General features: G+C 53.3%; 19 protein-coding genes and 3 tRNA genes. 17 read left to right on the top strand and 5 right to left on the bottom strand.

The window, feature by feature from the left end; all coding sequences use genetic code 11:
* Positions 1-27: 27 nt before the first annotated feature.
* Positions 28-112: transfer RNA gene (locus tag RBR60_RS00685), tRNA-Leu, on the bottom strand.
* Positions 113-451: 339 nt separating this feature from the next.
* Between RBR60_RS00685 and RBR60_RS00680 the strand changes: the two genes are divergently transcribed.
* From RBR60_RS00680 to RBR60_RS00670, 3 genes are all read left to right on the top strand, one after another.
* On the top strand, positions 452-1,066 hold the full coding sequence (locus RBR60_RS00680) for a penicillin-binding protein activator LpoB (RefSeq protein ID WP_320353686.1): 615 nt from the start codon (positions 452-454) through the stop codon (positions 1,064-1,066).
* 116 nt (positions 1,067-1,182) lie between these two features.
* Positions 1,183-2,214 (top strand): LPP20 family lipoprotein, encoded by a 1,032-nt coding sequence (locus RBR60_RS00675; protein ID WP_320353685.1) that lies wholly within the window; start codon positions 1,183-1,185, stop codon positions 2,212-2,214.
* Positions 2,215-2,300: 86 nt separating this feature from the next.
* Complete coding sequence (locus RBR60_RS00670) at positions 2,301-3,956, top strand: hypothetical protein (RefSeq protein WP_320353683.1); 1,656 nt, start codon at positions 2,301-2,303, stop codon at positions 3,954-3,956.
* 114 nt (positions 3,957-4,070) lie between these two features.
* Here RBR60_RS00670 and RBR60_RS00665 read toward each other — a convergent pair whose 3' ends face one another.
* Together RBR60_RS00665 and RBR60_RS00660 are read right to left on the bottom strand one after the other, a co-directional pair.
* Positions 4,071-4,475 carry a hypothetical protein gene (locus tag RBR60_RS00665; protein WP_320353682.1) on the bottom strand — a complete coding sequence of 135 codons (405 nt, stop codon included), beginning with the start codon at positions 4,473-4,475 and terminating at the stop codon, positions 4,071-4,073.
* 246 nt (positions 4,476-4,721) lie between these two features.
* Positions 4,722-6,932 carry a DUF3141 domain-containing protein gene (locus RBR60_RS00660; RefSeq protein WP_320353681.1) on the bottom strand — a complete coding sequence of 737 codons (2,211 nt, stop codon included), beginning with the start codon at positions 6,930-6,932 and terminating at the stop codon, positions 4,722-4,724.
* A gap of 230 nt (positions 6,933-7,162) precedes the next feature.
* On the opposite strand from RBR60_RS00660, the gene RBR60_RS00655 reads away from it, so the two are divergent.
* From RBR60_RS00655 to RBR60_RS00640, 4 genes are read left to right on the top strand one after another with little or no spacing between them, the layout of a single operon-like run.
* Entirely contained in the window at positions 7,163-7,750 is a 588-nt protein-coding gene (locus RBR60_RS00655) for a TetR/AcrR family transcriptional regulator (protein ID WP_320353680.1), read from the top strand.
* A gap of 26 nt (positions 7,751-7,776) precedes the next feature.
* Entirely contained in the window at positions 7,777-8,850 is a 1,074-nt protein-coding gene (locus RBR60_RS00650; RefSeq protein WP_320353678.1) for a TRAP transporter substrate-binding protein, read from the top strand.
* Complete coding sequence (locus tag RBR60_RS00645) at positions 8,847-9,344, top strand: TRAP transporter small permease (protein ID WP_320353677.1); 498 nt, start codon at positions 8,847-8,849, stop codon at positions 9,342-9,344. The genes RBR60_RS00650 and RBR60_RS00645 overlap by 4 nt, the downstream gene beginning before the upstream one ends.
* Positions 9,341-10,633: a TRAP transporter large permease gene (locus RBR60_RS00640; protein ID WP_320353676.1), complete on the top strand. Its 1,293-nt coding sequence runs from the start codon at positions 9,341-9,343 to the stop codon at positions 10,631-10,633. Before RBR60_RS00645 ends, RBR60_RS00640 begins: the two co-directional genes overlap by 4 nt.
* Before the next feature lie 518 nt (positions 10,634-11,151).
* Here the strand turns inward: RBR60_RS00640 and RBR60_RS00635 are convergent.
* Positions 11,152-11,238: transfer RNA gene (locus RBR60_RS00635), tRNA-Leu, on the bottom strand.
* A 60-nt stretch (positions 11,239-11,298) separates the two neighbouring features.
* Positions 11,299-11,385, bottom strand: a tRNA-Leu gene (locus RBR60_RS00630).
* Between the two features lie 179 nt (positions 11,386-11,564).
* Between RBR60_RS00630 and RBR60_RS00625 the strand changes: the two genes are divergently transcribed.
* The 10 genes from RBR60_RS00625 (at position 11,565) to mqnB (ending at position 20,429) form a co-directional block, all read left to right on the top strand.
* The gene (locus tag RBR60_RS00625; protein ID WP_320353675.1) at positions 11,565-12,521 is read left to right on the top strand and encodes a bifunctional riboflavin kinase/FAD synthetase; all 957 of its coding nucleotides are present in this window, start codon (positions 11,565-11,567) and stop codon (positions 12,519-12,521) included.
* Positions 12,518-13,615: a lysylphosphatidylglycerol synthase transmembrane domain-containing protein gene (locus RBR60_RS00620; RefSeq protein ID WP_320353673.1), complete on the top strand. Its 1,098-nt coding sequence runs from the start codon at positions 12,518-12,520 to the stop codon at positions 13,613-13,615. The genes RBR60_RS00625 and RBR60_RS00620 overlap by 4 nt, the downstream gene beginning before the upstream one ends.
* A 330-nt stretch (positions 13,616-13,945) precedes the next feature.
* Complete coding sequence (gene def, locus RBR60_RS00615) at positions 13,946-14,461, top strand: peptide deformylase (protein ID WP_320353672.1); 516 nt, start codon at positions 13,946-13,948, stop codon at positions 14,459-14,461.
* Positions 14,461-15,390, top strand: coding sequence for a methionyl-tRNA formyltransferase (gene fmt, locus RBR60_RS00610; protein ID WP_320353671.1), 930 nt, complete (start codon positions 14,461-14,463; stop codon positions 15,388-15,390). The genes def and fmt overlap by 1 nt, the downstream gene beginning before the upstream one ends.
* 54 nt (positions 15,391-15,444) lie before the next feature.
* The gene (gene rsmB / locus RBR60_RS00605) at positions 15,445-16,824 is read left to right on the top strand and encodes a 16S rRNA (cytosine(967)-C(5))-methyltransferase RsmB (protein ID WP_320353670.1); all 1,380 of its coding nucleotides are present in this window, start codon (positions 15,445-15,447) and stop codon (positions 16,822-16,824) included.
* Complete coding sequence (locus RBR60_RS00600; protein WP_320353668.1) at positions 16,825-17,940, top strand: PASTA domain-containing protein; 1,116 nt, start codon at positions 16,825-16,827, stop codon at positions 17,938-17,940. It begins immediately after the preceding gene.
* Positions 17,937-18,614: a ribulose-phosphate 3-epimerase gene (rpe, locus tag RBR60_RS00595; protein WP_320353667.1), complete on the top strand. Its 678-nt coding sequence runs from the start codon at positions 17,937-17,939 to the stop codon at positions 18,612-18,614. The genes RBR60_RS00600 and rpe overlap by 4 nt, the downstream gene beginning before the upstream one ends.
* Entirely contained in the window at positions 18,614-19,069 is a 456-nt protein-coding gene (gene aroQ / locus RBR60_RS00590; protein ID WP_320353666.1) for a type II 3-dehydroquinate dehydratase, read from the top strand. Before rpe ends, aroQ begins: the two co-directional genes overlap by 1 nt.
* Entirely contained in the window at positions 19,066-19,710 is a 645-nt protein-coding gene (locus RBR60_RS00585; RefSeq protein WP_320353664.1) for a TetR/AcrR family transcriptional regulator, read from the top strand. Before aroQ ends, RBR60_RS00585 begins: the two co-directional genes overlap by 4 nt.
* Positions 19,707-20,429: a futalosine hydrolase gene (gene mqnB, locus RBR60_RS00580; protein WP_320353662.1), complete on the top strand. Its 723-nt coding sequence runs from the start codon at positions 19,707-19,709 to the stop codon at positions 20,427-20,429. Before RBR60_RS00585 ends, mqnB begins: the two co-directional genes overlap by 4 nt.

Below are 20,429 nucleotides of genomic sequence, written 5' to 3'. Positions count from 1 at the left end.
TCTTGAGACCTTCTTCCCCTTTTCATTTGGTACCGAAGGGGAGACTCGAACTCCCATGCCCGCAGGCGCCAGATCCTAAGTCTGGTGTGTCTGCCAATTCCACCACTTCGGCAATGTATGCTGTCTTTACGGGATTTTCTTTAAGAGGTCAAGGCGCAAAAAAATCCCTTTGCACACCACAAAAAGTCCCTTCTCAATTGACTTTTATACGGTGATATTTTACAAAATTTCATCTGCACATTGGAAGATGCTTCGCTATTTTCATGGAACCCCTGTTCTTTTTCAAGGCCAACCCTCGAAAAAATGCTAAGGGTCAAAACAGATATTTTTTTTTAAGATCTTACCGTACTGCTTCAGACATCTTCTGGATATCAACCCAAGGATGGCATATCCCAGGCCCTGCTTTTCACTCGATGGTTTTATCAACGTTTTCAGATTCTAAGGAGGTTTTATGCTGCGCTCGAAAGTTTTGTTTTTCTGTCTTCTCGCCGCTTGCGCCCTGATTGTCACAGGCTGTGGCGGAACCACCGTGAAACGAGTGGATCCTTCCGAAGAAATCGCTCTGACCGACAAATGGAATGCCACGGATTCCAGACTGGTCTCCGAAGAAATGATCAATGATATGCTCTCTTTTCCATGGATCACAAGGTGGCAGGCTGGTAATCCCAGAAATCCCCAGCCCACGGTCATTGTCCTTGGAGTGCGCAACCGTTCCCACGAACACATTGCCGTGGATACCTTTGTCAATGATCTTCGTCGCGCCATGATCCGCTCCGGCAAGATTGATTTCGTTGCCGGAGGTGAGGAGCGCGCCGCCATTCGGGAGGAACGGGTGGACCAGGAATTCCAGGCCACCGCTGAAACCGCAGCTGCCCTGGCCCAGGAAACCGGCGCCAACTTCGCCCTTTCAGGCTCCATTGATTCCTTTGTGGATCAGGTGGATGGCCGCCGGGCCACCAGTTACCAGATTGACCTTCGGCTGATTGATATCACCACCAACCGGGAGGTCTGGTCCGGTCAGAAACGTATCCAGAAATTCCAGGAGCGAAGCCGTCTGAGATTCTGATAACATCCAGGACAGATCCCAAGGCATGGGAAGGATTTTTTTGCGTCAATCCGTCAGAACCCGGGGCGGATACGAAAAAAACCCTTCCCCATCTTGTACCCATAAGGAGTCCTTCCATGCGCAGACTTTTTCTGATTTTACTGATTCTCTGCCCCTTTCTTCTCACCGCCTGTATGGGAAAGGGCGGTTCCGTGCAGACCGGGCAACAGAACGCAACTTCAAGACCCCAGTGGACCACCTCCCCACCCCGGCAGGCGGGGTACGTGTTTGGTGTCGGTAGCGTGGAAACCTATGGCAATACCCGAACCGCCATACAGCGTGCCCAGGAAGCAGCCAAGGTCGACCTGCTTTCCCAGCTTCGCGTGACAGTAAGTGGAGAATTTCAGACAAGCATTCGCGTGGAAGGCGGAGACACTCAATTTGCCAGCATCCATAAAGTGGTGGAGCAGCAGACCCGCAGCCGTGTTCAGGAAATTGAGATGGCAGGCATTGAAATCCGGGAAACCTGGACCAATCCTGCGGAGACCGAGGTCTGGGCGCTGGCGAGGCTGAACCGGGCACAGGCGGAAAGTGAGTTGATTTTTTCCCTGGAAGACCTGGAAGACAAACTTCTCAGCCGTGGAACGGGCAGTGGCGACACCTTAAGTCGCATACGCCACATCATTCCCAGCCTGAGAGAGCTGGAAGAACGCCGCCACATTCAGCAGCAGATTGCTTTTCTTGCTGCGGGAAGCCGAATTCCGGACAGAGAAAAGGGGCAGCGTACCGACGCCCTGCAGGCGGAAATCCGTAAGCTCCTGGCAAGCCTCACCATACGGCTGGACGGTGAAAATGAGGATGCAAAGAAGATGCAGGGAATTATGGCCCAGACCCTCAACCACATGGGCTTTACCCTCCACGATCAGAGCCCGGATCTCATTATCCGCCTCAATCTCACCATGACCCCCGTTCACAGAAACCAACTTTTCCATGTGGTAAGTCAGGCCCAGGGGCAGGTAAAAACACCGGACGGCCGCACGCTGTATTCCCTGCGGGAGTCAGGCAGGTCTTCTTCGAGCGATCCCAGTGTGGCCCGGGATAAAGCCGTTGAAGACATGGCGCAGAAACTTGCTGATGCCCTGGCCCTGGGTCTGTTTGAGAACCTTTAGAATTTTTTTTGCTGGAAACCTGACCTGGCTTTAAAAAAAAGCCCGGCGCACAGATCGCCTCCATCCCAAATCCGGAGAAAGAGACCATGCCAAGGTGTATCAGACACGATTTACTGCGCTTTTTTCTTACGATCTTCCTGGTTTTTCTCATCAGTGGTTGTGCCACCTATTCCAAACAGATTGACCAGGCAACCCTTTCTTTCCGGGAAGGCGATTTTGTAACCGCAGAACAAAAGCTTCAGGAGGTCTTGTCTGCTGAAAGGAACAGTCTCCTGCGCAATATGGAGCTGGGGGTTCTTCGCCATGAGCAGGGAGATTATCTGGAAAGCAACCGCCTGCTGGAAGAGGCCTACCTCAAAGCCGAAGATCTTTATGGCGTCACCCTGCGGGAGTTGATGACACGGGCCAGCACCAATGCCACCATGCTGCCCTACAAGAGCGAAATCTTTGAAAAAATTTACATTCATTACTATAAAATGCTCAATTATATCCAGCTTGCAGAACAGGTGAGCGGAGAAGAAAGACGTCAGCTTCTCGATGGGGTGAGGATCGAGGGGCGCCGGGCTCAGATTCTCCTGGACGATCATCTGTTCCGTACAGGCAGCTATGAGGAGGCAGAAGAAGATAAGGCCAGACTTCTCAATCAGCTCATGGATCTTTTTGCCAAGCTCAATGGGGAAGTCATCAACCCCAGGGAGCTGACCTTTCGGGATAATGCTTTCCTCCACTATATGATGGGAGTCATGTATGAGCAGTATGGGGAACTGGACAACGCCCGTATCAGTTATGAACGCAGCGCCTCCATTTACGAGAAAGGCTATGTGCGGCAGTACGGTCTCTCTCCGGAAATGGTGGATCAGGTCAAATTTGATGCGGCCCGCATCCTGAAAACCCAAAAGGACACTCGCTGGCAGCGTGTTGCATCCACCATCACATCCCCCGAACTCAAACGCCAGCTGGAAGCCTATGTTCCTGGCAGGGATGGAAATCTTCTGGTCATTCAGGAGGTGGATCTCAGCGCACCCAAGGGTGAGCTCAACCTCCTCATGCGCCTTAATGCCGATACCAATGAGCTGCAGATCAGCCCCATCCTCATCGGAACCCCGGATGAAAGGGCTTATCAGCTCTCCTGGTTTTATTATTTGTATGCGCCTAAGGGAATTATCAATGCTGTGCAGCGTATCCACCAGGAAGGTTACTACAATCCCAATGAAATCCGACCTAAAACCATAGGGATTGGCCCCCTTCGCCCAACCATGGATAAAATCTCGGGTCTTGTGGACGCTCTCAAGCTGGGTATTCGCCTGGCTGTTCCCCTTTACTATTATGATGCAGCACCTTTTCAGAGCAGCCTGCTTGTGAATGGTAAACCTGCGGGTAACCTGATGGATGCGGACAGCATCGCAGGTCTGCAGATGGCCAACGCCCTGGTCCGGGCACAAAGTGAACTGACACAGGCCATGGCCGTGGAATCCTTACGCCTTACAACCTGCATTCTCACGGGAATGCCGCCCTATGCCTGCTCCCTTGCCGCAGCCTCCACTTCTATGGCGGATACCCGTTCCTGGCTCACCCTGCCCCATACCATCCGAATCCAGCGCCTTGTGCTTCCGCAAGGATCCTATCAGATCCGTCTTGTCAGTTACTCCAATGCCTTCAGACATGAACAGGCTTCAGACCTCACCCTGCAGGCCGGAGATCAGCAGATAGTGAGAAAGCGGAGCATGGCAGGCCCCAGGTAAAAAAGACTTGCGTGTTTTTCTTGCTCTTCTTGCAAAAAAGATCCTGAGGATATGGAAAAAACGTCCATATCCTCAGGATCTTTTGTCTGGAAAAACGCTGATGCCCTTGGGCCCTCATCCCCCATAGCGCACAAGTCGCCAATTTTTTTCTCCGCCCCACAGGGCGATGGCTGTAGCCATGAAAAGTCCTTTTTGTGTTTCTGAACAAACCGTCTCGAGGTGCAGTCTTTTTTCTTCGAGAACCCCTCTGGCAAGATCAAGAAGTGCTTCTGGGCCCACACATTCACAAGGTAAGGTTTTCGGAATCTGATCGTTCCCATGGGATATCAGCACAGAGGGGGGAATGCGCAAACTCGAAAGAAGAGCCAAGTACTCCGCATCGCCCCCTCCACTCTCCGGGCGAAAAAGGATGCGGGGAGGCACCTGTCGGTATTTGGGTGGCCGCCCCAGCTGACTGAATTGTTTTTTACGAACCCAGAGTCCTTCATCATTGTAAAGGCCTGTCAGAAAATCCGACATTGCAGTGAAATCCGTGCAAGGGTGAAAAAAACACCTGGCTTTTCGATACTTTTTAACCACCTGCTTTCGGTCCATTTCAAGAATGGACACCCAAAGTCCCCTTCCCTTTTCCTCCTGTATACCTGCAAGAAACACCTTTCACGTCCTCCCATAAGGCGAGGGGAAAGGCGTGCTCCTGACTGGCCTTTCCCCTTCCCCGCATCTTTCAATGAAAAAAAATTCTCCCAGCCCATGAAAAGTCCGCTTCTAAGCGATATTCATGGATGCCCGCAGGCGATCCATGAGCTGACGCTCAGGCTCCGGAAAATCCTCATCCGCGTGGGCAATCCGGTCTGCAATGGCCAGGGCCTCCTCCCTGTCTTTTTTCAGATGAATGAGTCTGGGCAGGGCATTCAGGGCCTCTTCTCTGTCGATCTGCAGGATGCGGGACTGTTCCACCACAAGCTTTCGGAAGGCATCGGGTTTCATGCGTCGCAATCTCGGATGCTCCATGATGATTTTCTGCGCCATGATCAATTCACTGTGATCCAGAATGGCATCCGCATTGATCATGGCCACCATGATGCGCACAAGGCCTTCTTTAAATCCTCCCTCCGCAACTTTGGAAAGCCAGAACTCCCGGTCCGATTGGCGTTGGGCTTCTTTGGCCAGCAGTTCAGCTTCGGGCTTCTTGCCGCGGATCAGGTTGTCAATGGCCGGAGCGAAAAAGAATTGCATGACAGAGGTGTCATACAAGGCCTTGAAAAGAAGTTCATCCCGTTTATCCCGCATATCACGGTAGGTATTGAGGCTGTCTTCGATCCCTGAGGCAAGATCTTTTTCTATCCTGGCAAAGAAGTTGGTTTCCCGGTCAATGGGCTTACGGTCTTTCAGAACCATGCGGGCCATGGTCTTAAAGGGCAGCATGAAGGGATTGAGATCTGAAAAGGCGTAACGCTGTACCCGCAGGGGATGGAGCTGTTTCAAGGCCTCGGCTGTGTAGCGATTGGATAGTTTCTGGACCAAGGGGCTCACAAAAACTTTGTAAAAATAATCATTGGCCTGGGAGAGGGTGGATACGGGGATGAAGGCAGCTTCATCCTCAACGCCGTCGTCATACTTAAGGATCTGTTCAACGCTTCGTTCTTCAAAGCGGACCTTGTAGTCATTCATCCAGGGCTTTGAGGGCTCTTCTTCAATGATCATCTCATAAAGGCCTGGTGCCAGATAAGGAATCATTTCCACGGATCCGATGATCTGGTTATGCTCCTTCTGGGCGACTTTACCGGATACAAAGATTCCCAGATGCCCGATGTCCTCATGTACAATGTAGATAATTACCTGTTTATGGCGTTTTAAATCCTCTGTGGTCTCGTATACCCGGGGAATCCAGTTCAGGGCCTGCTGGGGGGGGGTGATGTTATCTCCGCTGGAGGCAAAGATCACAATGGGATCCTCAAGTTTTTTCAGATCCAGGACCTGACCTTCCTGCAGCCAGAGTTTTCCCCTTTCCAGGCGGTTTCCCACAAAGAGGTTTTCCACGATGAAGTGGATTTCATCCCGGGTCAGCATGAAAAAACCGCCCCACCATTTTTCAAAATCAAGGAAACGATCTTCTTCCGTATCCACCTTGTCATAAACCGTGTAAAGCTTGGTCCAGTAGGTGTTGGCGGGATTCAGATTTTCAAAATTGGCAACCAGGTTGGCGCCATCAAAAAGGCCATTGCCAAGGTCGCTGAGAAGGGAGTTCATCCAGATCCCGCCCAGAAGCCCTCCCCTGTAGCGCATGGGATTGGCGCCCTCCACACCGGACCAGTAGGAAAGGGGGGAGCCGTTCAGTACCAGAGGACCTGAAATATCCGGTCGGTCCGCAGCCACAAGGGCCGCAGCCCAGCCCGCCTGACAGTTTCCGATGATGGCGGGTTTTTCCGTATCCGGATGTCTGCGGCGCACTTCCTCAAGAAAACGAACCTGGGCAGCCTGTACATCCGCCAGAGTCTGTCCCTTACATGGCTCTGTGTAAAAAAGCATGAAATAGACAGGGTGCCCGTTTTTCAGGGCCATACCAATTTCTGAATCCTGCTTGGAGCCTCCGATGCCAGGGCCATGACCTGCCCTGGGATCAATGATGACAATGGGTCTTTTGGGCAGCTCCCTCACCTTTGCCGAAGGTTGCACGGGATCTTCCCGTCTCTCCATTTCTTTGGAAAGGGCCGCTTGCTCAGGTGCGCGGCTGTCCAGAATCCGCACCAGAGAAAAATTCACAGGCCGCTCAAAGGTGCGGGCATCCATGATTTCCTCATACTTGAAAACAAGAACCGGAGGTTGTCCCTTTTCCAGATGTTCAAGGTACATGTTGCCGCGTTTACGTAAGATATCCCAGAACAGGATCTGCCTTTGCCACGTGTCCGTTGCGTAATCCACCAGCTCCCCTGTCAGAGAAGCGGCTTTAAAAAAATCATAGGCTGGCATATGCATGAATTTTCCTCTTTGTTGTCTTTATGCTATCCGTATGGAACAGATGATTTTGAAACCCTTGAAAAGATAAAACTGAAAAAAATTATAGGGCTTTTTTTTTGCGTTGCAACCATTTTAAAAATTCGGAACGGCCGAGCAGAAAAAAAACAGGCTTGCCATTGACAAGGGGCGGACGGAATGTTAATCCCCCCAAACATTGACCATTGGTCATAAAATGAATAAGGGTCATCATGCAAACCAAGCAACAGATGAAATCAAAGCAGACCGAAGAAGAACTCATGGCTGCGGCTGTCCAGGTTTTTGGTGAAAAGGGCTATGCTGCAGCGACCATTGCAGAGATCACCGAACGCGCCGGATACGCCAAGGGGAATTTCTACCGCTACTGGAAAAGCAAGGACGCCCTTTTCCTGGACATCATGCAGGCCAGACTGCACCAGCACCGGGAAGAACGCAAGGCCCGCCTGGATGCAGCTCAGGATGGCGAAAGCGCCCTTGAAGTTCTTGTGGACTTCCTCGAAGCCATGATCGGAGATGATGAATGGCCCAAAATCTTCCTTGAATTCACCGTGCAGGGATCCGGAGATCCGGAAGTCCGGGACCGGCTGAATACGGGGATATACAGGCTTTCCAGCGACCTGTTTGCGGAAATCCTTTCTCCCTATGCCACGGATTACGAAGGCCTCCGCAAGCTCGGGGCCCTGGTTACCGCACTTTTTGAGGGATATCTGATCCAGCGACGCATCGGCAGCAATGTATTGTCTCTGAGAGATCTGCGCAGGGCCATTCTCACGCTGGGGCGTCCCCTTTTTAACCCGTAGTTTGCCGCTCTGACAAAGGAGTTTTCATGTTGCCTCGCCTCTTTTTCCGTACCACGCTCACACTCAGCCTCATGCTGACGCCTGTCCTGGCCTTTGCCAACAGTGCGCTGGAAGCCTTCACCCCTGCCTTTAACCCTGAAAGTGCCCCATACCGCTGCATTGTATCCAACGTTTCCCATCCTGTGATTAAGGGGGTGTCGGCAGGTTTTGTGCTTCGGGATCGCATATGGGAAAAAAGCGAAGGCAAAATCTATGTGGACTTCAAGCCCCTCTCCCTCCTCGGAGGCGAAGTGGAAGTTCTCAACCTGCTGCAGATGGGGGCCATACAGGGCATGGGTGTCAGCTCCGTGGCCGCCACCAACCTTGGGCCGCGCTTTGGTCTTGTCAATCTTCCCTTTCTCGTGGACTCCTTTGAACAGCTGGAGCGCTTTGTCAACTCCGGTATTCTCTTTGAGCATTTTCTCAAAGCCATGGAACACCAGGGGATTGTCGGACTCGACATCACGGCTTACGGCAGTTACGGCTGGGCCAGCACTCAGCCCATCACCACCCTGGCCGAAGCCCGCACCGTACGTTTCCGCATCGCGGAAGCGGCTGTCAATCAGCTGATCTACCGGGAATGGGGCCTTCGTCCTGTGGTCATGCCCTGGCCCGATGTGCCTGTGGCCCTGAGACAGGGGGTCATCAATGCCCTCGACCATACGCCAACGGTCTGCAATATCACCAAAAAATTTGAGGTCGCCCGCCATTTCACCCAGATTAATTATGCCCAGGGACTTTTTATCTGGATTTTCAACCAGGCCTGGCTGAACAGTCTCCCCGAAGATTTACGGGGCCTTTTCATTGAAACCGTAAAGGAAGTAGCCGCAGAAATCCGGATACTGGCCAAGGCCCAGGAAGAAGAAGAAATTCAAAAAGCCAAGGATGCGGGCGTTCAGTTCCATACCTTGCCTGAACAGGAAATGGCGGAACTGAAAACCCGATCCGCCAAGGTTCATGAGCGATACAAAAACGAAATCAACCGTCTCCATCGCCACGACACCTACCGTCCCAAGGATTATCTGATGGAAGTGCAGAGTTTTCTGGGAGAAAAGCCTTGAAACGGGTCTGTTATCTCATCAAGCAATTTGAGGAGTGGACGCTTTTTGCCGCCGTCATGGCGGCTTTGCTGGGTCTTTTTGCCTCCGTTGTCCTGCGTTATGGTTTTCATATCACCTTTGCAGGCGCTGATGAGCTGGTCCGCAACACCATCATCTACACCACCTTTGTGGGGCTTTCCGTGGCCATACGCAAAGACAGACTGATCCGGGTGGATGCCCTGGCCCAGATCTTTCCGAGACTCCAGCGGCTTTTGTCCCTGATCAGCCTTTTTGCCGTTATGGTTTTCGCCCTGATGATGCTGCGTTTTGGCGGTGAGCTGATGCTCATGATGTACCGTACGGGGCAGGCCACCATTATCTGGAACATGCCCCTCTGGATCTTATATGGCATCCTCCCTCTGTCCGGTCTCCTGATGCTGATCCGCGCAGGGGAGCAGGCGCTGGCAGTATGGCAGGCTGAGGGAGCCCGGATCGAAGCCCGGAAAAAAACATGACCACACCGGATCTGATTCTTCTGCTCATCCTCATGGGCGCCATGGCCGCCTATATTCCCGTCTTCATCTGTCTCATTTTTGCCGCTCTGGGAGGCTTTCTCCTGTTTACGGAAATGCCTCTCTTGCTTGTGTTTCAGACCCTTTTACGAAGTCTTGATAATTTTGCCCTGGTGGTGGTGCTCTTTTTCATTCTTTGCGGCAATATTATGACATCCGGCAAAATTGTGGAAAAACTCATCCGCATTGCCCAGGCCTTTGTGGGTTTTCTTCCCGGAGGACTTGGCATGGCAGGTGTGGTGGCCTGCGCTTTTTTCGGAGCCATCTCCGGCTCCACGGTGGCCACGGTGGTGGCCATCGGTGGTTTCATGATTCCCGCCCTCAAAGCCCATGGTTATCCGGAAAGCTATGCTGCGGGCGTCATGACCACGGCCCCCAATCTCGGAGTGATCATACCGCCCAGCATCGGCATGATCCTCTACAGCATGATCAGCAATGTTTCCCTGGAAGGCCTGTTCCTCACAGGCTTTCTGCCCGGCATCCTCATTACCCTGGGAACCTGCCTGTATACGGCCTGGATCTTCCGGAACAACAAAGATCTACATGCCACCAGCATGGATAGCCGCGAAATGAAGGCGGCACTGAAAGACGGAATCTGGGCCATTCTGCTGCCTGTCATTATTTTCGGAGGCATTTTTTCCGGCATATTCACCGCCAATGAAGCGGCTGTGGTGGCATCGGCTTATGCCATGGTTGTGGAAATTTTCATTCATAAATCCATGGATCTCAGGCGTCTTAGGCGTGTGGTGGTGGATTCTGCAGTCACTTCCGCAAGCCTTCTGATCATTGTGGCGGGTGCTTCCGTATTCGGCCGTTACATGACCCTTCAAAATATTCCAGGCCGTATCACTGAAGCCGTTCTTTCTGGTATTACATCCCCTGAAATACTGCTCCTTGCCATGAACATTCTCCTCCTTTTTGTGGGGATGTTCATGGATATCATTTCAGCCACCCTCATCCTCGGTCCCGTTTTACTGCCCATCATCGCTCACTACGGCATTGATCCTTTGCATTTTGGGCTGATCCTCACCGTAAACCTGGCCCTGGGATACTGTACCCCGCCTGTGGGCGTCAGTCTTTTCATCGCAGGTTCCGTGGCGGACAGAAATCTGTTGTTCATGTCAAAGGCTGTGATGCCTTTTCTTGCCATACAGATTGTCGTCTTGGTTTTTCTCACCTATTTTCCCGCCGCCGTACTCTGGCTTCCCCGTGTTTTGGGGTATATCCCGTAGCGTCCTCGGGTGAACAAAAAAGCGGCCCTACCTTTTTAAAAAAGGGCAGGGCCGCTTGCAATTTAATTCTGTAAAACGCCTGTATTTGTAAAATTAAGGACAGGATGGTTCAGCAGCAGAAGAAGGGAATGGGAAAATGGGGCGCATCCCAGCGTCCATGCCGTGGGGAATATTCACGCAGCCCGGTCAGGGACTTTACCGTGTTCTGGGGAATGGCAAAAGAGGCATCAGAGGAATGGTGGGGCAAAAAGAAAGAGGGCGTCCACGGATGATGTCGGTTATAAAATATGGGAGCAGAAGCCGTTTTTGCTTTCATGATTACTTCCTGGTCCGTACATCGACCCTGTGAAAAAAGGGCTGTATGTTCGACCCCATTGACAAAACAAAAGCCGGACGGTTTTCATTAAACTCAAGTTTTTTGAAATCCACAAGAATCCCAAATGGGTGCACGCACCTCAACCCGAATTTTCCAAAACCGAATCCAGCTATGAAGAACCCCGAACCACATGTGCGGGGTATGGTACCGAAGGGGAGACTCGAACTCCCACGGATTTGCATCCACTAGACCCTGAACCTAGCGTGTCTACCAATTCCACCACTTCGGCGCATAACTATAAACGAAAATGTATTACCTTGTATCCGAACACTTGTCAATCTTTAACTGATGGTACCGAAGGGGAGACTCGAACTCCCACGGATTTGCATCCACTAGACCCTGAACCTAGCGTGTCTACCAATTCCACCACTTCGGCATTTTATTGAGATTTCAAGAGGTTTTATTAAAAATAAACCCTATTGACCTCAGCAACGCGACGATTTATATAGCCCTCAGTTTGTGGTGTCAAGAAGAAAAATTTAAGACCAGACCTGATAAAGGACAAAAGGGCCTCGGATTCATATCCGGAACCCTGGGAAGAGGACGCATTCCATCATGCAAGTCATTGAGCATATTTCACAAATTTTTCGACCCTATACCCGTGCGGTTGTCACCATCGGTAATTTTGACGGCGTTCACAAAGGCCATGTGGCCCTTTTTAAAATGGTCCGGGAAAAGGCGGACGCCATCCAGGGCGAAGCCGTAGCCATGACCTTTGATCCCCACCCCCTGGTGGTTCTGCGACCGGAGCGCCGCCCTCCCCTCATTACGCTGAAGGAACAGAAAATCGAGCTCATTGCTGCATCCGGACTCCTGGATGCCCTGCTGGTGCTTCCCTTTGACAGAAACTTCGCCCATATGTCCGCCAAGGATTTCATCCAGAATCTTCTTCTGGAAACCCTTGGGATGAAGGCCATTGTGGTGGGACCGGATTATGCCTTTGGCCGCAATCGGGAGGGAAGAATCTCCCTGCTCAGGGAAATGGGCGAATCCCTTGGTTTTGATGTCATGGTTCCGGATTGGGTCGCGCCGGACAACATGGAAGAACGGATCAGCAGCACACGTATCCGGGAGGTGGTGAGCCAGGGCGATATGGAAAGCGTTGTCCCCATGCTGGGACGTTTTTATCAGGTGCGGGGCGAGGTGGAGCCTGGGCGTAAGCGGGGAGGCAAACTTCTGGGATTCCCCACGGCCAATATCCGTCTTCAGGATGAACTCTGCCCTGCGACAGGGGTGTATGCGGTTACCGTGGAAAGCGACCTTGGCAGGCACTGTGGGGTCGCCAATATCGGATACAGCCCCACCTTTGGCGACAATCTTTTCACCGTCGAAGTTCATATTCTTGATTTTTCAGGTGATCTCTATGGAAAGAAAATCAGGGTGAATTTTATCAAACGCCTGAGAGGGGAAGAAAAGTTTTCCGGCATTGAAGCGCTCTCCGCCCAGATCCAAAAGGACATTCAAAACGCAAGAATGCTCTTTTGTGAGAAAGGACTGACAGAGATCCCATGAACAAGACACAGCGCCTGGGGCTTTTCTTTGCTCTTCCTCTGTCTCTGGGGGCTCTGTACCTGGCTTTCCGGCATGCGCCTTTAGGGGAGGTTCTGACCTATTTCCGGAATATCGCCTATGTATGGATTCTTCCCGCCGTTTTTTTCTGTGTCCTGGGTTTTGTTCTCAGAGCCTGGCGTTGGCAGAGTCTGTTGGCCCACACCCGCAAGGTTTCCTTTTTTCCGGTCTTTCACCCCATGATGATCGGGTTCATGCTCAACAGCATTCTGCCTGGCCGAGTGGGAGAAATTGTAAGGCCTGTGCTTTTTGCAAAAAAAGAATCCGTGCCTTTCCCCACCACCCTTTCCACCATTGCGGCGGAGCGCGTGCTGGATCTGGTTGTGCTTCTTACCCTGCTTGCTTTTGTCTTTGGTTTTATGGACATGGGAGGGGCAGGTGTACATGATTTCGGCGGATACCAGCTCAGCAGTCAGACCCTCCTCGCCATTGCCGGAAAAATGGCCTGGCTCTGCCTGATTCTCGTGCTGCTCATCGCCGGCCTCCAGATGTCCATCCTGAGGGAGGCAGGGAAAAAAATGCTCCGTGGTCTGGTTTATTATTTTCCAGGCCTCCCCTCCTCCTTCCGAACCTTTCTCCTGAGCCGCTTTGTTCCGATGATGGAAAAAATTCTGGATCAGGTTGCATCGGGTTTTGCAGGATTGCGCAGGCCCGCAAGGCTTTTTTACTGCCTTTTTCTCTCCCTTGCCATCTGGATGATGCAGGTACTGCCCTACTGGTTTCTCGCCAAAGCCAGCAGCGGCATTCCGGAGAATTTTCTTCATCTTATCGCGGTCATGGTGATTGTGAACTTTTTCATCGCCATTCCTTCGGTGCCCGGCTTCTGGGGGATATGGGAAGCTGGGGTTGTTTTTGGCTTGGCCCTGTTCGGAATCCGTGGTGCGGATGCAGCGGGCTATGCCCTGCTCAGTCATGTGGTGCTGATGTTCCCTGTGATTTTTGTGGGGCTCGGATCTGCCCTGCTGACCGGTTTTCAATTTTCAAGCGCCACCTCCAAAGTCCCTGACCTGCAATCAGAAAAAATTCGGGATATGTGATCCTGCCCATGGATTTGTCCGTAAGCCTTGAGGTTTTTCTTTTCATTTCCTTCCCATGGGCTATAATCAAAGGTTGTTCAGAGCTGCGCCCATCCCGGCTCCAATCCTGGATAAGGCCTTCCCAAGGGCTTTGGATCGGCAAACAGATACTTGTATGAAGACATCAAGGTTTAAAAAAGAGCGCCCTGGGGTTTGGGGCGCTGCACCCGTAAGCCTCCGAGGTTCAGGCGGGAATACGCATTTTAAAAGTCTTAACCGACATTTTTTTGATTTTCTGAGGCAATGCCTCCGGCATGCGCCGCTCCATTGCCTTTTAATGAAAGGTTTGCCATGGCCATACGCTCCATCCTTACCTATCCCGATCCTTTTTTAAAACAAAGCACCCTGCCGGTCACAGATTTCGGCCAGGCTCTTCAGGATCTTATCCAGGACATGGTGGATACCATGTATGAAGCGCCAGGGGTCGGTCTTGCAGCCAACCAGATCGGAGAACCCTTGAGCCTCATCGTTTATGACCCGGATGCGGATCCGGAAAAACGAGCCTTCAGGGTTCTTGCCAATCCAAGGCTCCTGGAAAGCGAAGGGAGTGCTGTTTCTGAAAACGAAGGCTGCCTCAGTGTTCCGGATTTCCGCGCCAACGTGAACCGCTTCACCCGTATCCGGGTGGAAGGCCAGAACGAGAAGGGCGAACCTCTGACCCTGGATCTTGAAGGTTTTGAGGCGGTGATTGTGCAGCATGAAATGGACCACCTTGCGGGCATTCTTTTCATTGATCGCATCAGCCCCTTAAAGCGCAGCCTCTATGCCAAACGTGTCGCCAAGCAGATCCGCAGGGAGATGGCCTGATGAGGATTGTTTTCATGGGAACCCCCGATTTTGCCCTGCCGCCCCTTCAAGCCCTTGTCCGCGCAGGTCATGAAATTGTGGCGGTGTACACCCAGCCGGATAAACCCCAGGGCCGAGGGAAAAAAATCCAGGCACCTCCGGTGAAGGAAGAAGCCCTTCTCCTGGGCCTGCCCGTCTTTCAGCCTTCCTCCATGAAGGGGGATGCGGTTTACCAAGAGCTTTTTGCACATCAGGCTGAGGTCTTTGTGGTGGTGGCCTATGGTCATATTCTCCCTGCCAGGCTTTTGGCCCTTCCCTCCCTGGGAGCCATCAATATCCATGCCTCTCTGCTCCCGAAATACAGGGGCGCTGCGCCCATCCAGTGGGCTGTGGCCCATGGGGAAAAAGAGACCGGTGTCACCACCATGATGATGGATGCGGGCATGGATACGGGCGACATTCTCCTTCAGAAAGTCCTTCCCATCGAAAAGCGGGATACAGCTTCGGATATCCATGACAGACTTTCCCTCCTTGGCGCGGATCTCATTGTGGAAACCCTGGATGCCCTTACAGAAAAGCGTATAAAACCCATTCCCCAGAACCCGGAAGAGGCCACCTATGCTCCCCTTCTGAAAAAAGAGGACGGTCGTATTCCCTGGCATCTGCCCGCCTCAGCCATCGATGCTCATGTCCGGGGAATGACCCCCTGGCCGGGAGCCTTCACGCAATTGGGCGACAGGGTTTTCAAAATTTTTGAGGTGCAGGCCATCGCTTCTCCGGAAAAGGCCTCTCCGGGCACCCTTCTCAAAGCCCCTCCCGCCACCCTGATGGTGGCCGCAGGAGAGGGCGCTGTCCTTGTGAACAGCCTGCAGGGGCCGTCTGGAAAACGTATGCCTGCGGCGGATTTTCTCCGGGGACGTCCTCTGCCACCAGGCGCTGTTTTTTCATAAAGGGCGTACAAAAACCCTCTTTTTACCCAGCTCAGAACCCGCATAAGGAACTTCATGCAAAGCGATGCCAGAAAAACCGCCCTTCAGATCCTGATCAAGATCCAGGCCCGCCGTCTGCCCCTGGACCTTGTCATCGAGGATTTTCAGACCACCATCAACGCCATGGATCCCAAGGACCGGCGTCTCATGAACGCCATCGTTTACGGTGTTCTGCGGTGGCGCAGCCGTCTGGATCGGGTGATTGCCGAAAGCTCCAGAACCCCCTTGCACAAAATTGAGCCGAAAATCCGGGATATCCTGCGCATTGCCATTTTCCAGCTCATCTACCTGGACAGGGTGCCTGAATCCGCTGCCATCCATACAGCCGTTGACCTTACCAAATTCATCAGCAGCACCCGTGGAGCCCCCGGTTTTGTCAACGGGGTGCTGCGGAATGTTCAGAAGGTCTGGCGGGATGTCTATGACCCCCCCGCGCATACGCCCCTGGTTCAGCGTCTGGCCTGGAAGCAGGCCATACCGGAATGGATGCTGGAACGCTGGTGCGCCCGTTTCGGTGAAGAAAAAACCGAAGCTCTTGCCCAGTCGGTAAACCGCATTCCCGCCATGACTCTTCGGGTGAACCGCCTGCGTACGGATCAGAAAAAGGTTCTGGAACTGCTTACGGACAAGGTGAGGGATATCCAGCCCAACCCCTGGGTGGAGGATGCCATCGACTTTTCCCATCCCGACGGAGCCATTGACCGTCTTCCTGGATTCCGGGACGGTTTTTTCCAGATTCAGGACGCCGCAGCCCAGCTTGTTACCCTCATGCTTGCCCCCCGCAGCGGAGAACGCGTTCTTGACGCCTGCGCAGGCTATGGGGGTAAAACCGGTCATATGGCCCAGCTCATGCAGAACAAGGGGGAGATTCTTGCCTCGGATCTCAGCGCGGCCAAACTGATGCGTCTTAGTCACGAAATGCAGCGACTGGGCATCACCCTGGTGAAAACCCAGGCAGCCGACCTTACCCATGAACAAAGCAGTCTGAACCTTGGCCGCTTTGACCGGATACTGCTGGATGCGCCCTGCTCGGGTATGGGAGTGATCCGCAGAAATCCGGACATCAAATGGAACCGGGAACCAGGCGGCTTCGGGCATTTTTCCCAGCGCCAGGCCCGCCTGCTCCATACCCTTTCGCTGCTTCTCAAACCAGGTGGTCTCATGGTTTATGCCGTGTGCTCCACGGAACCCGAAGAAACCACAGAGCTCATTGACCAGTTCCTTGCCGCCCATCCCGAAATGCAGCGGGAGGTTCCCGGCGCGCGCTTTCCCGATCAGGCCCGCAGCCTCATCACGGAAAAGGGCGAGTTCATGCCCTGGAAGGAAAGCTTTGAGCTGGATGGCTTTTTCGCCGTGGCTCTCCGAAAAACCGGAAGACGTAAGGTTATCGTATAAATGTCAGGCTCCACCAGGACATCCCGTATTCTCAAGCAGACCCTGATTTTTATCCTGGGACTTGCCCTTTTCTGCGGTCTCATGGGGTTTGCGGCCTACCTCAGCCTTGGTTTTGTCCTTGGAAAATCCAAGGAAATGACGGTTCCGGACCTCAGAGGCCGGGACATTGTGGATGTTCTTGAGCAGATGGAGACGGAAAACCTGGGCATCCGGGTGGCGGGCTTTGACTATTCGGACACCCTGGCCCAGAATCATGTGGTGCGTCAGGATCCGCCGCCGGGTCATGTTCTGAAAACCGGCCGGGAGATTCGGCTTTTCCTTTCCAGAGGGCCGCAGAAAATCCAGGTGCCAGAACTTCGGGGACTGCGCAGGGAAGAAGCCTTAAGCCATCTGGAAGCCAGAGTCTTCAAGGCAGGCCACAGCAGCCTCCTTTTTCACGACAGCATACCGGAAGGCCATGTCATTGCCTCGGATCCCGATGCGGCAAGCTGGTTTCCGGCGGGATCTTCCGTAAACCTCCTTCTCAGTGCGGGTAAACGTCCCCTGATCCTTCGCATGCCAGACCTTCAGGGCATGCATGCCGAAGATATGCTCAGCACCCTTGACAGGCTGAATCTCCGCATCAGCGAGCTGCGCAGCGCCAGCAACCCGGATTTTCCGCCCAACCGCGTCCTGGATCAGACCCCGCCTCCGGGTTCGCCCGTACTTGCCCATTCTGGTGTGGGGGTCATCATGAACCAGCCCCAGACGCCGCGTGACGCCCTGGACCTCATCCAGGGCATGCGTCTTGTGCGTTACAGGCTGCCCCATACCCTGATCCGTTCCCACATCCGCGGCAGTCTTACGGCCTGGGGTCTTACCTTTGATTTTGTGGATGACGTATTCGAGGGGAACCAGGAAGTTTTCCTCCTCATTCCAGGCTCCTCCGAAGCCCATGTCCGCATTGAGGAGAACGGGTTTCCCGTTTTTGAAGCAAGACTGCATCCCTTCACAGGAAAACCGGATATCCTGTACGCAGGAGGCCGGTACGGTTTTTCCCTTATGGCCCTTGACCCTTCCAATCTCCCCGAACCCCGGAACGCTCCAGATCGACCCCAAGAGGATACAAACCCATGAGAACCCTCATCGCCCCCTCCATTCTCTCTGCGGACTTCACCCGTCTGGGTGAAGAAATCCATGCTGTGGAAAACGCAGGTGCGGACTGGATTCACATTGATGTCATGGACGGTCGTTTTGTACCCAACATCAGTTATGGTCCCATCATTGTTGAAGCCGCCCGCAAAAGCACTTCCCTTCCCCTGGACGTGCATCTTATGATCGTGGAGCCGGACGCCCTCATCCCCGCCTTTGTCAAGGCCGGGGCGGACCTTATTTCCGTACATGCGGAAACCTGTCCGCACCTGCACAGAAGCCTTCAGCTCATTCGAAGCCTGGGGGCAAGACCTGGGGTTGCCCTCAATCCTGGGACACCGCCGGAGGTTCTCGATTGGGTGATGGAGGATGTGGATTTCATTCTGGTCATGACGGTGAATCCCGGATTCGGAGGCCAGAAGTTCATTCCCCAGTGCCTGGAAAAAATCGCCCGTATCCGGGAACGTATTGTCCGCAGCCGACGTCCCATCCATCTGCAGGTGGATGGCGGGGTGAACCCTGAAACCCTTAAAAGCGTTTCCCAGGCCGGAGCCGATGTCCTGGTGGCGGGTTCTGCCATTTTCAGCACCCCGGATTATGGCCGGACCATCTCGGAATTTCATGCAATCCTTGAAAGCGCCCATGGCAGGGAGTCCTGATGACGGAAAAAATTCTTGTGCTCAACGGTCCCAATCTCAACATGCTGGGGCAGCGGGAGCCGGAAATTTACGGCAAACTCACCCTGGATGGTATCAACGCAGTCCTTGTCCGCATGGCAGAAGAGCGGGGATTTTCCCTTGAAACCTTCCAGACCAACCATGAAGGAGCCATGGTGGATCGTATCCAGGGGGCCTTTGGCAAGGTGGACGGAGTCATTATCAATCCCGCAGCCTTCACTCACACCAGTGTGGCCATCCGGGACGCCCTTTTGCTTTTGCATGTACCCATCATTGAGGTCCACATCTCCAATATCCACAAACGCGAGGCCTTTCGCAGGCATTCCTATGTTTCGGACATCGCCACAGGCCAGATTGTGGGCCTTGGCGTGCGAGGGTACCTCCTCGCCCTGGAAGCCATGATGGCCCTCCTGCGGAAAAGGGACGATCTTCTGTGAAGCCGAGAAAAACCTTTGAGCGCCTTCCCGAAGAAAAAAAAGAGCGGGTACTGCACGCAGCCCTCCAGGAGTTTGCGGAAAAAGGCTACAGCGCTGCCAGCATCAACCGGATGGTGGAGAGGGCTGGCATTGCCAAAGGGTCCATTTTTCAGTACTTCGGGGATAAGGAAGGTCTTTTCGCCGCAGTTTTTCTCCACAGCCTGGATGCGGTGAAGGACACCCTGCGCAAGGTCCGGGACAGTTCTTCAGAGGTGGAAATCTTTTCCCGCCTTGCCCGGATTCTTGAAGCAGGATTGGCCTTCACCCGCAACCATCCGCTCATTTACAGGCTTTATACCCATCTGCTCATGGAACCAGATGTTCCTTTCAGGGATCTTTTCCTTACCCGGCTCCGGGAAGAAGGAAAGACCTTTCTTTCCGAACTGCTCCAGGCCGCAGCAAGACGGGGGGAAATCCGTCCGGATCTTCCTGAAGCTGAAACCCTCTTTCTTCTCGAAGCCCTCATGGATCGTTTCCTTCTCGCCTCGGTTCTTCCCTATCTTGGGGGCGGTTTCCTGGAAAATACGAGACCTGAAGAACGCATCCATGGTTTTATGGATATCCTGAAGCGGGGAATGGCCAGTGGAGAAGAAAGGGCATGAAACCTGTTCTTGTTCTTACCGCCGTTCCCCAGGAAGCGCGTCCCGTGGAAGCCTTTCTTCACAATCGGGAACGATTTCAGGTTTCAGGCCTTTCCCTTGTGCGGGGACTTCTGGGAAAAAATGTCGTCTGGGTTCTCACTTCCGGGGCCGGAGTCTCTAACACGGCGGCGCGTCTGGCCGTGGTGCTTGCCACAGTCCGTCCGGACTGGGTTCTGCAGGTGGGCTGTGGCGGTATGTATCCGGGAAGCGGCCTTGCCATGGGCGACCTTGCCCTGGCGACCGAAGAGCTGGACCTGCATACGGGCCTGGAATCTGCCTCCGTATACCCTTTTCCCCTGCCCTTTTCCCTTCTTGAAAACACCCCCTTAAGGCCAGGCCGCTATCTTGCAGAAAAAAATCTCCTCCAAAAGGCCATGGACCTTTTTCAGGAAAAAATCCCCCGCCCTCCTGTCTGCGGCCCCTTTGTCACGGTGAGTACTGTGACCACGAAGAAAAAAACAGCCTTTGCCATTGCAAGGGAAACCAGCGGCATTCTTGAAAACATGGAAGGGGCTGCCGCCTTTCACACCGCAGCCTTGTACGGGGTTCCCATTCTGGCGCTGCGGAGCGTCAGCAATCCCGTGGGAAGCCGAAAACAAGGGGACTGGGACCTTGAAACGGCTTTTATACGGGGAGGAGAAGGGGCAAGAATCCTGCTGGAAGCAGGGCTCAAGGGCTGA

The organism is Desulfobotulus sp., from assembly GCF_034006065.1.
Lineage (GTDB): Bacteria > Desulfobacterota > Desulfobacteria > Desulfobacterales > ASO4-4 > Desulfobotulus.
The sequence above is the reverse complement of the archived record's forward strand: the minus strand, read 5'-3'. Positions and strand labels throughout refer to the sequence as shown.

Coding starts and splice junctions, on each gene's coding strand:
- RBR60_RS00680 (WP_320353686.1), top strand. CDS start 452: ATGCTGCGCTCGAAAGTTTTGTTTTTCTGTCTTCTCGCCGCTTGCGCC.
- RBR60_RS00675 (WP_320353685.1), top strand. CDS start 1,183: ATGCGCAGACTTTTTCTGATTTTACTGATTCTCTGCCCCTTTCTTCTC.
- RBR60_RS00670 (WP_320353683.1), top strand. CDS start 2,301: ATGCCAAGGTGTATCAGACACGATTTACTGCGCTTTTTTCTTACGATC.
- RBR60_RS00665 (WP_320353682.1), bottom strand. CDS start 4,475: ATGTCGGATTTTCTGACAGGCCTTTACAATGATGAAGGACTCTGGGTT.
- RBR60_RS00660 (WP_320353681.1), bottom strand. CDS start 6,932: ATGCATATGCCAGCCTATGATTTTTTTAAAGCCGCTTCTCTGACAGGG.
- RBR60_RS00655 (WP_320353680.1), top strand. CDS start 7,163: ATGCAAACCAAGCAACAGATGAAATCAAAGCAGACCGAAGAAGAACTC.
- RBR60_RS00650 (WP_320353678.1), top strand. CDS start 7,777: ATGTTGCCTCGCCTCTTTTTCCGTACCACGCTCACACTCAGCCTCATG.
- RBR60_RS00640 (WP_320353676.1), top strand. CDS start 9,341: ATGACCACACCGGATCTGATTCTTCTGCTCATCCTCATGGGCGCCATG.
- RBR60_RS00625 (WP_320353675.1), top strand. CDS start 11,565: ATGCAAGTCATTGAGCATATTTCACAAATTTTTCGACCCTATACCCGT.
- RBR60_RS00620 (WP_320353673.1), top strand. CDS start 12,518: ATGAACAAGACACAGCGCCTGGGGCTTTTCTTTGCTCTTCCTCTGTCT.
- def (WP_320353672.1), top strand. CDS start 13,946: ATGGCCATACGCTCCATCCTTACCTATCCCGATCCTTTTTTAAAACAA.
- fmt (WP_320353671.1), top strand. CDS start 14,461: ATGAGGATTGTTTTCATGGGAACCCCCGATTTTGCCCTGCCGCCCCTT.
- rsmB (WP_320353670.1), top strand. CDS start 15,445: ATGCAAAGCGATGCCAGAAAAACCGCCCTTCAGATCCTGATCAAGATC.
- RBR60_RS00600 (WP_320353668.1), top strand. CDS start 16,825: ATGTCAGGCTCCACCAGGACATCCCGTATTCTCAAGCAGACCCTGATT.
- rpe (WP_320353667.1), top strand. CDS start 17,937: ATGAGAACCCTCATCGCCCCCTCCATTCTCTCTGCGGACTTCACCCGT.
- aroQ (WP_320353666.1), top strand. CDS start 18,614: ATGACGGAAAAAATTCTTGTGCTCAACGGTCCCAATCTCAACATGCTG.
- mqnB (WP_320353662.1), top strand. CDS start 19,707: ATGAAACCTGTTCTTGTTCTTACCGCCGTTCCCCAGGAAGCGCGTCCC.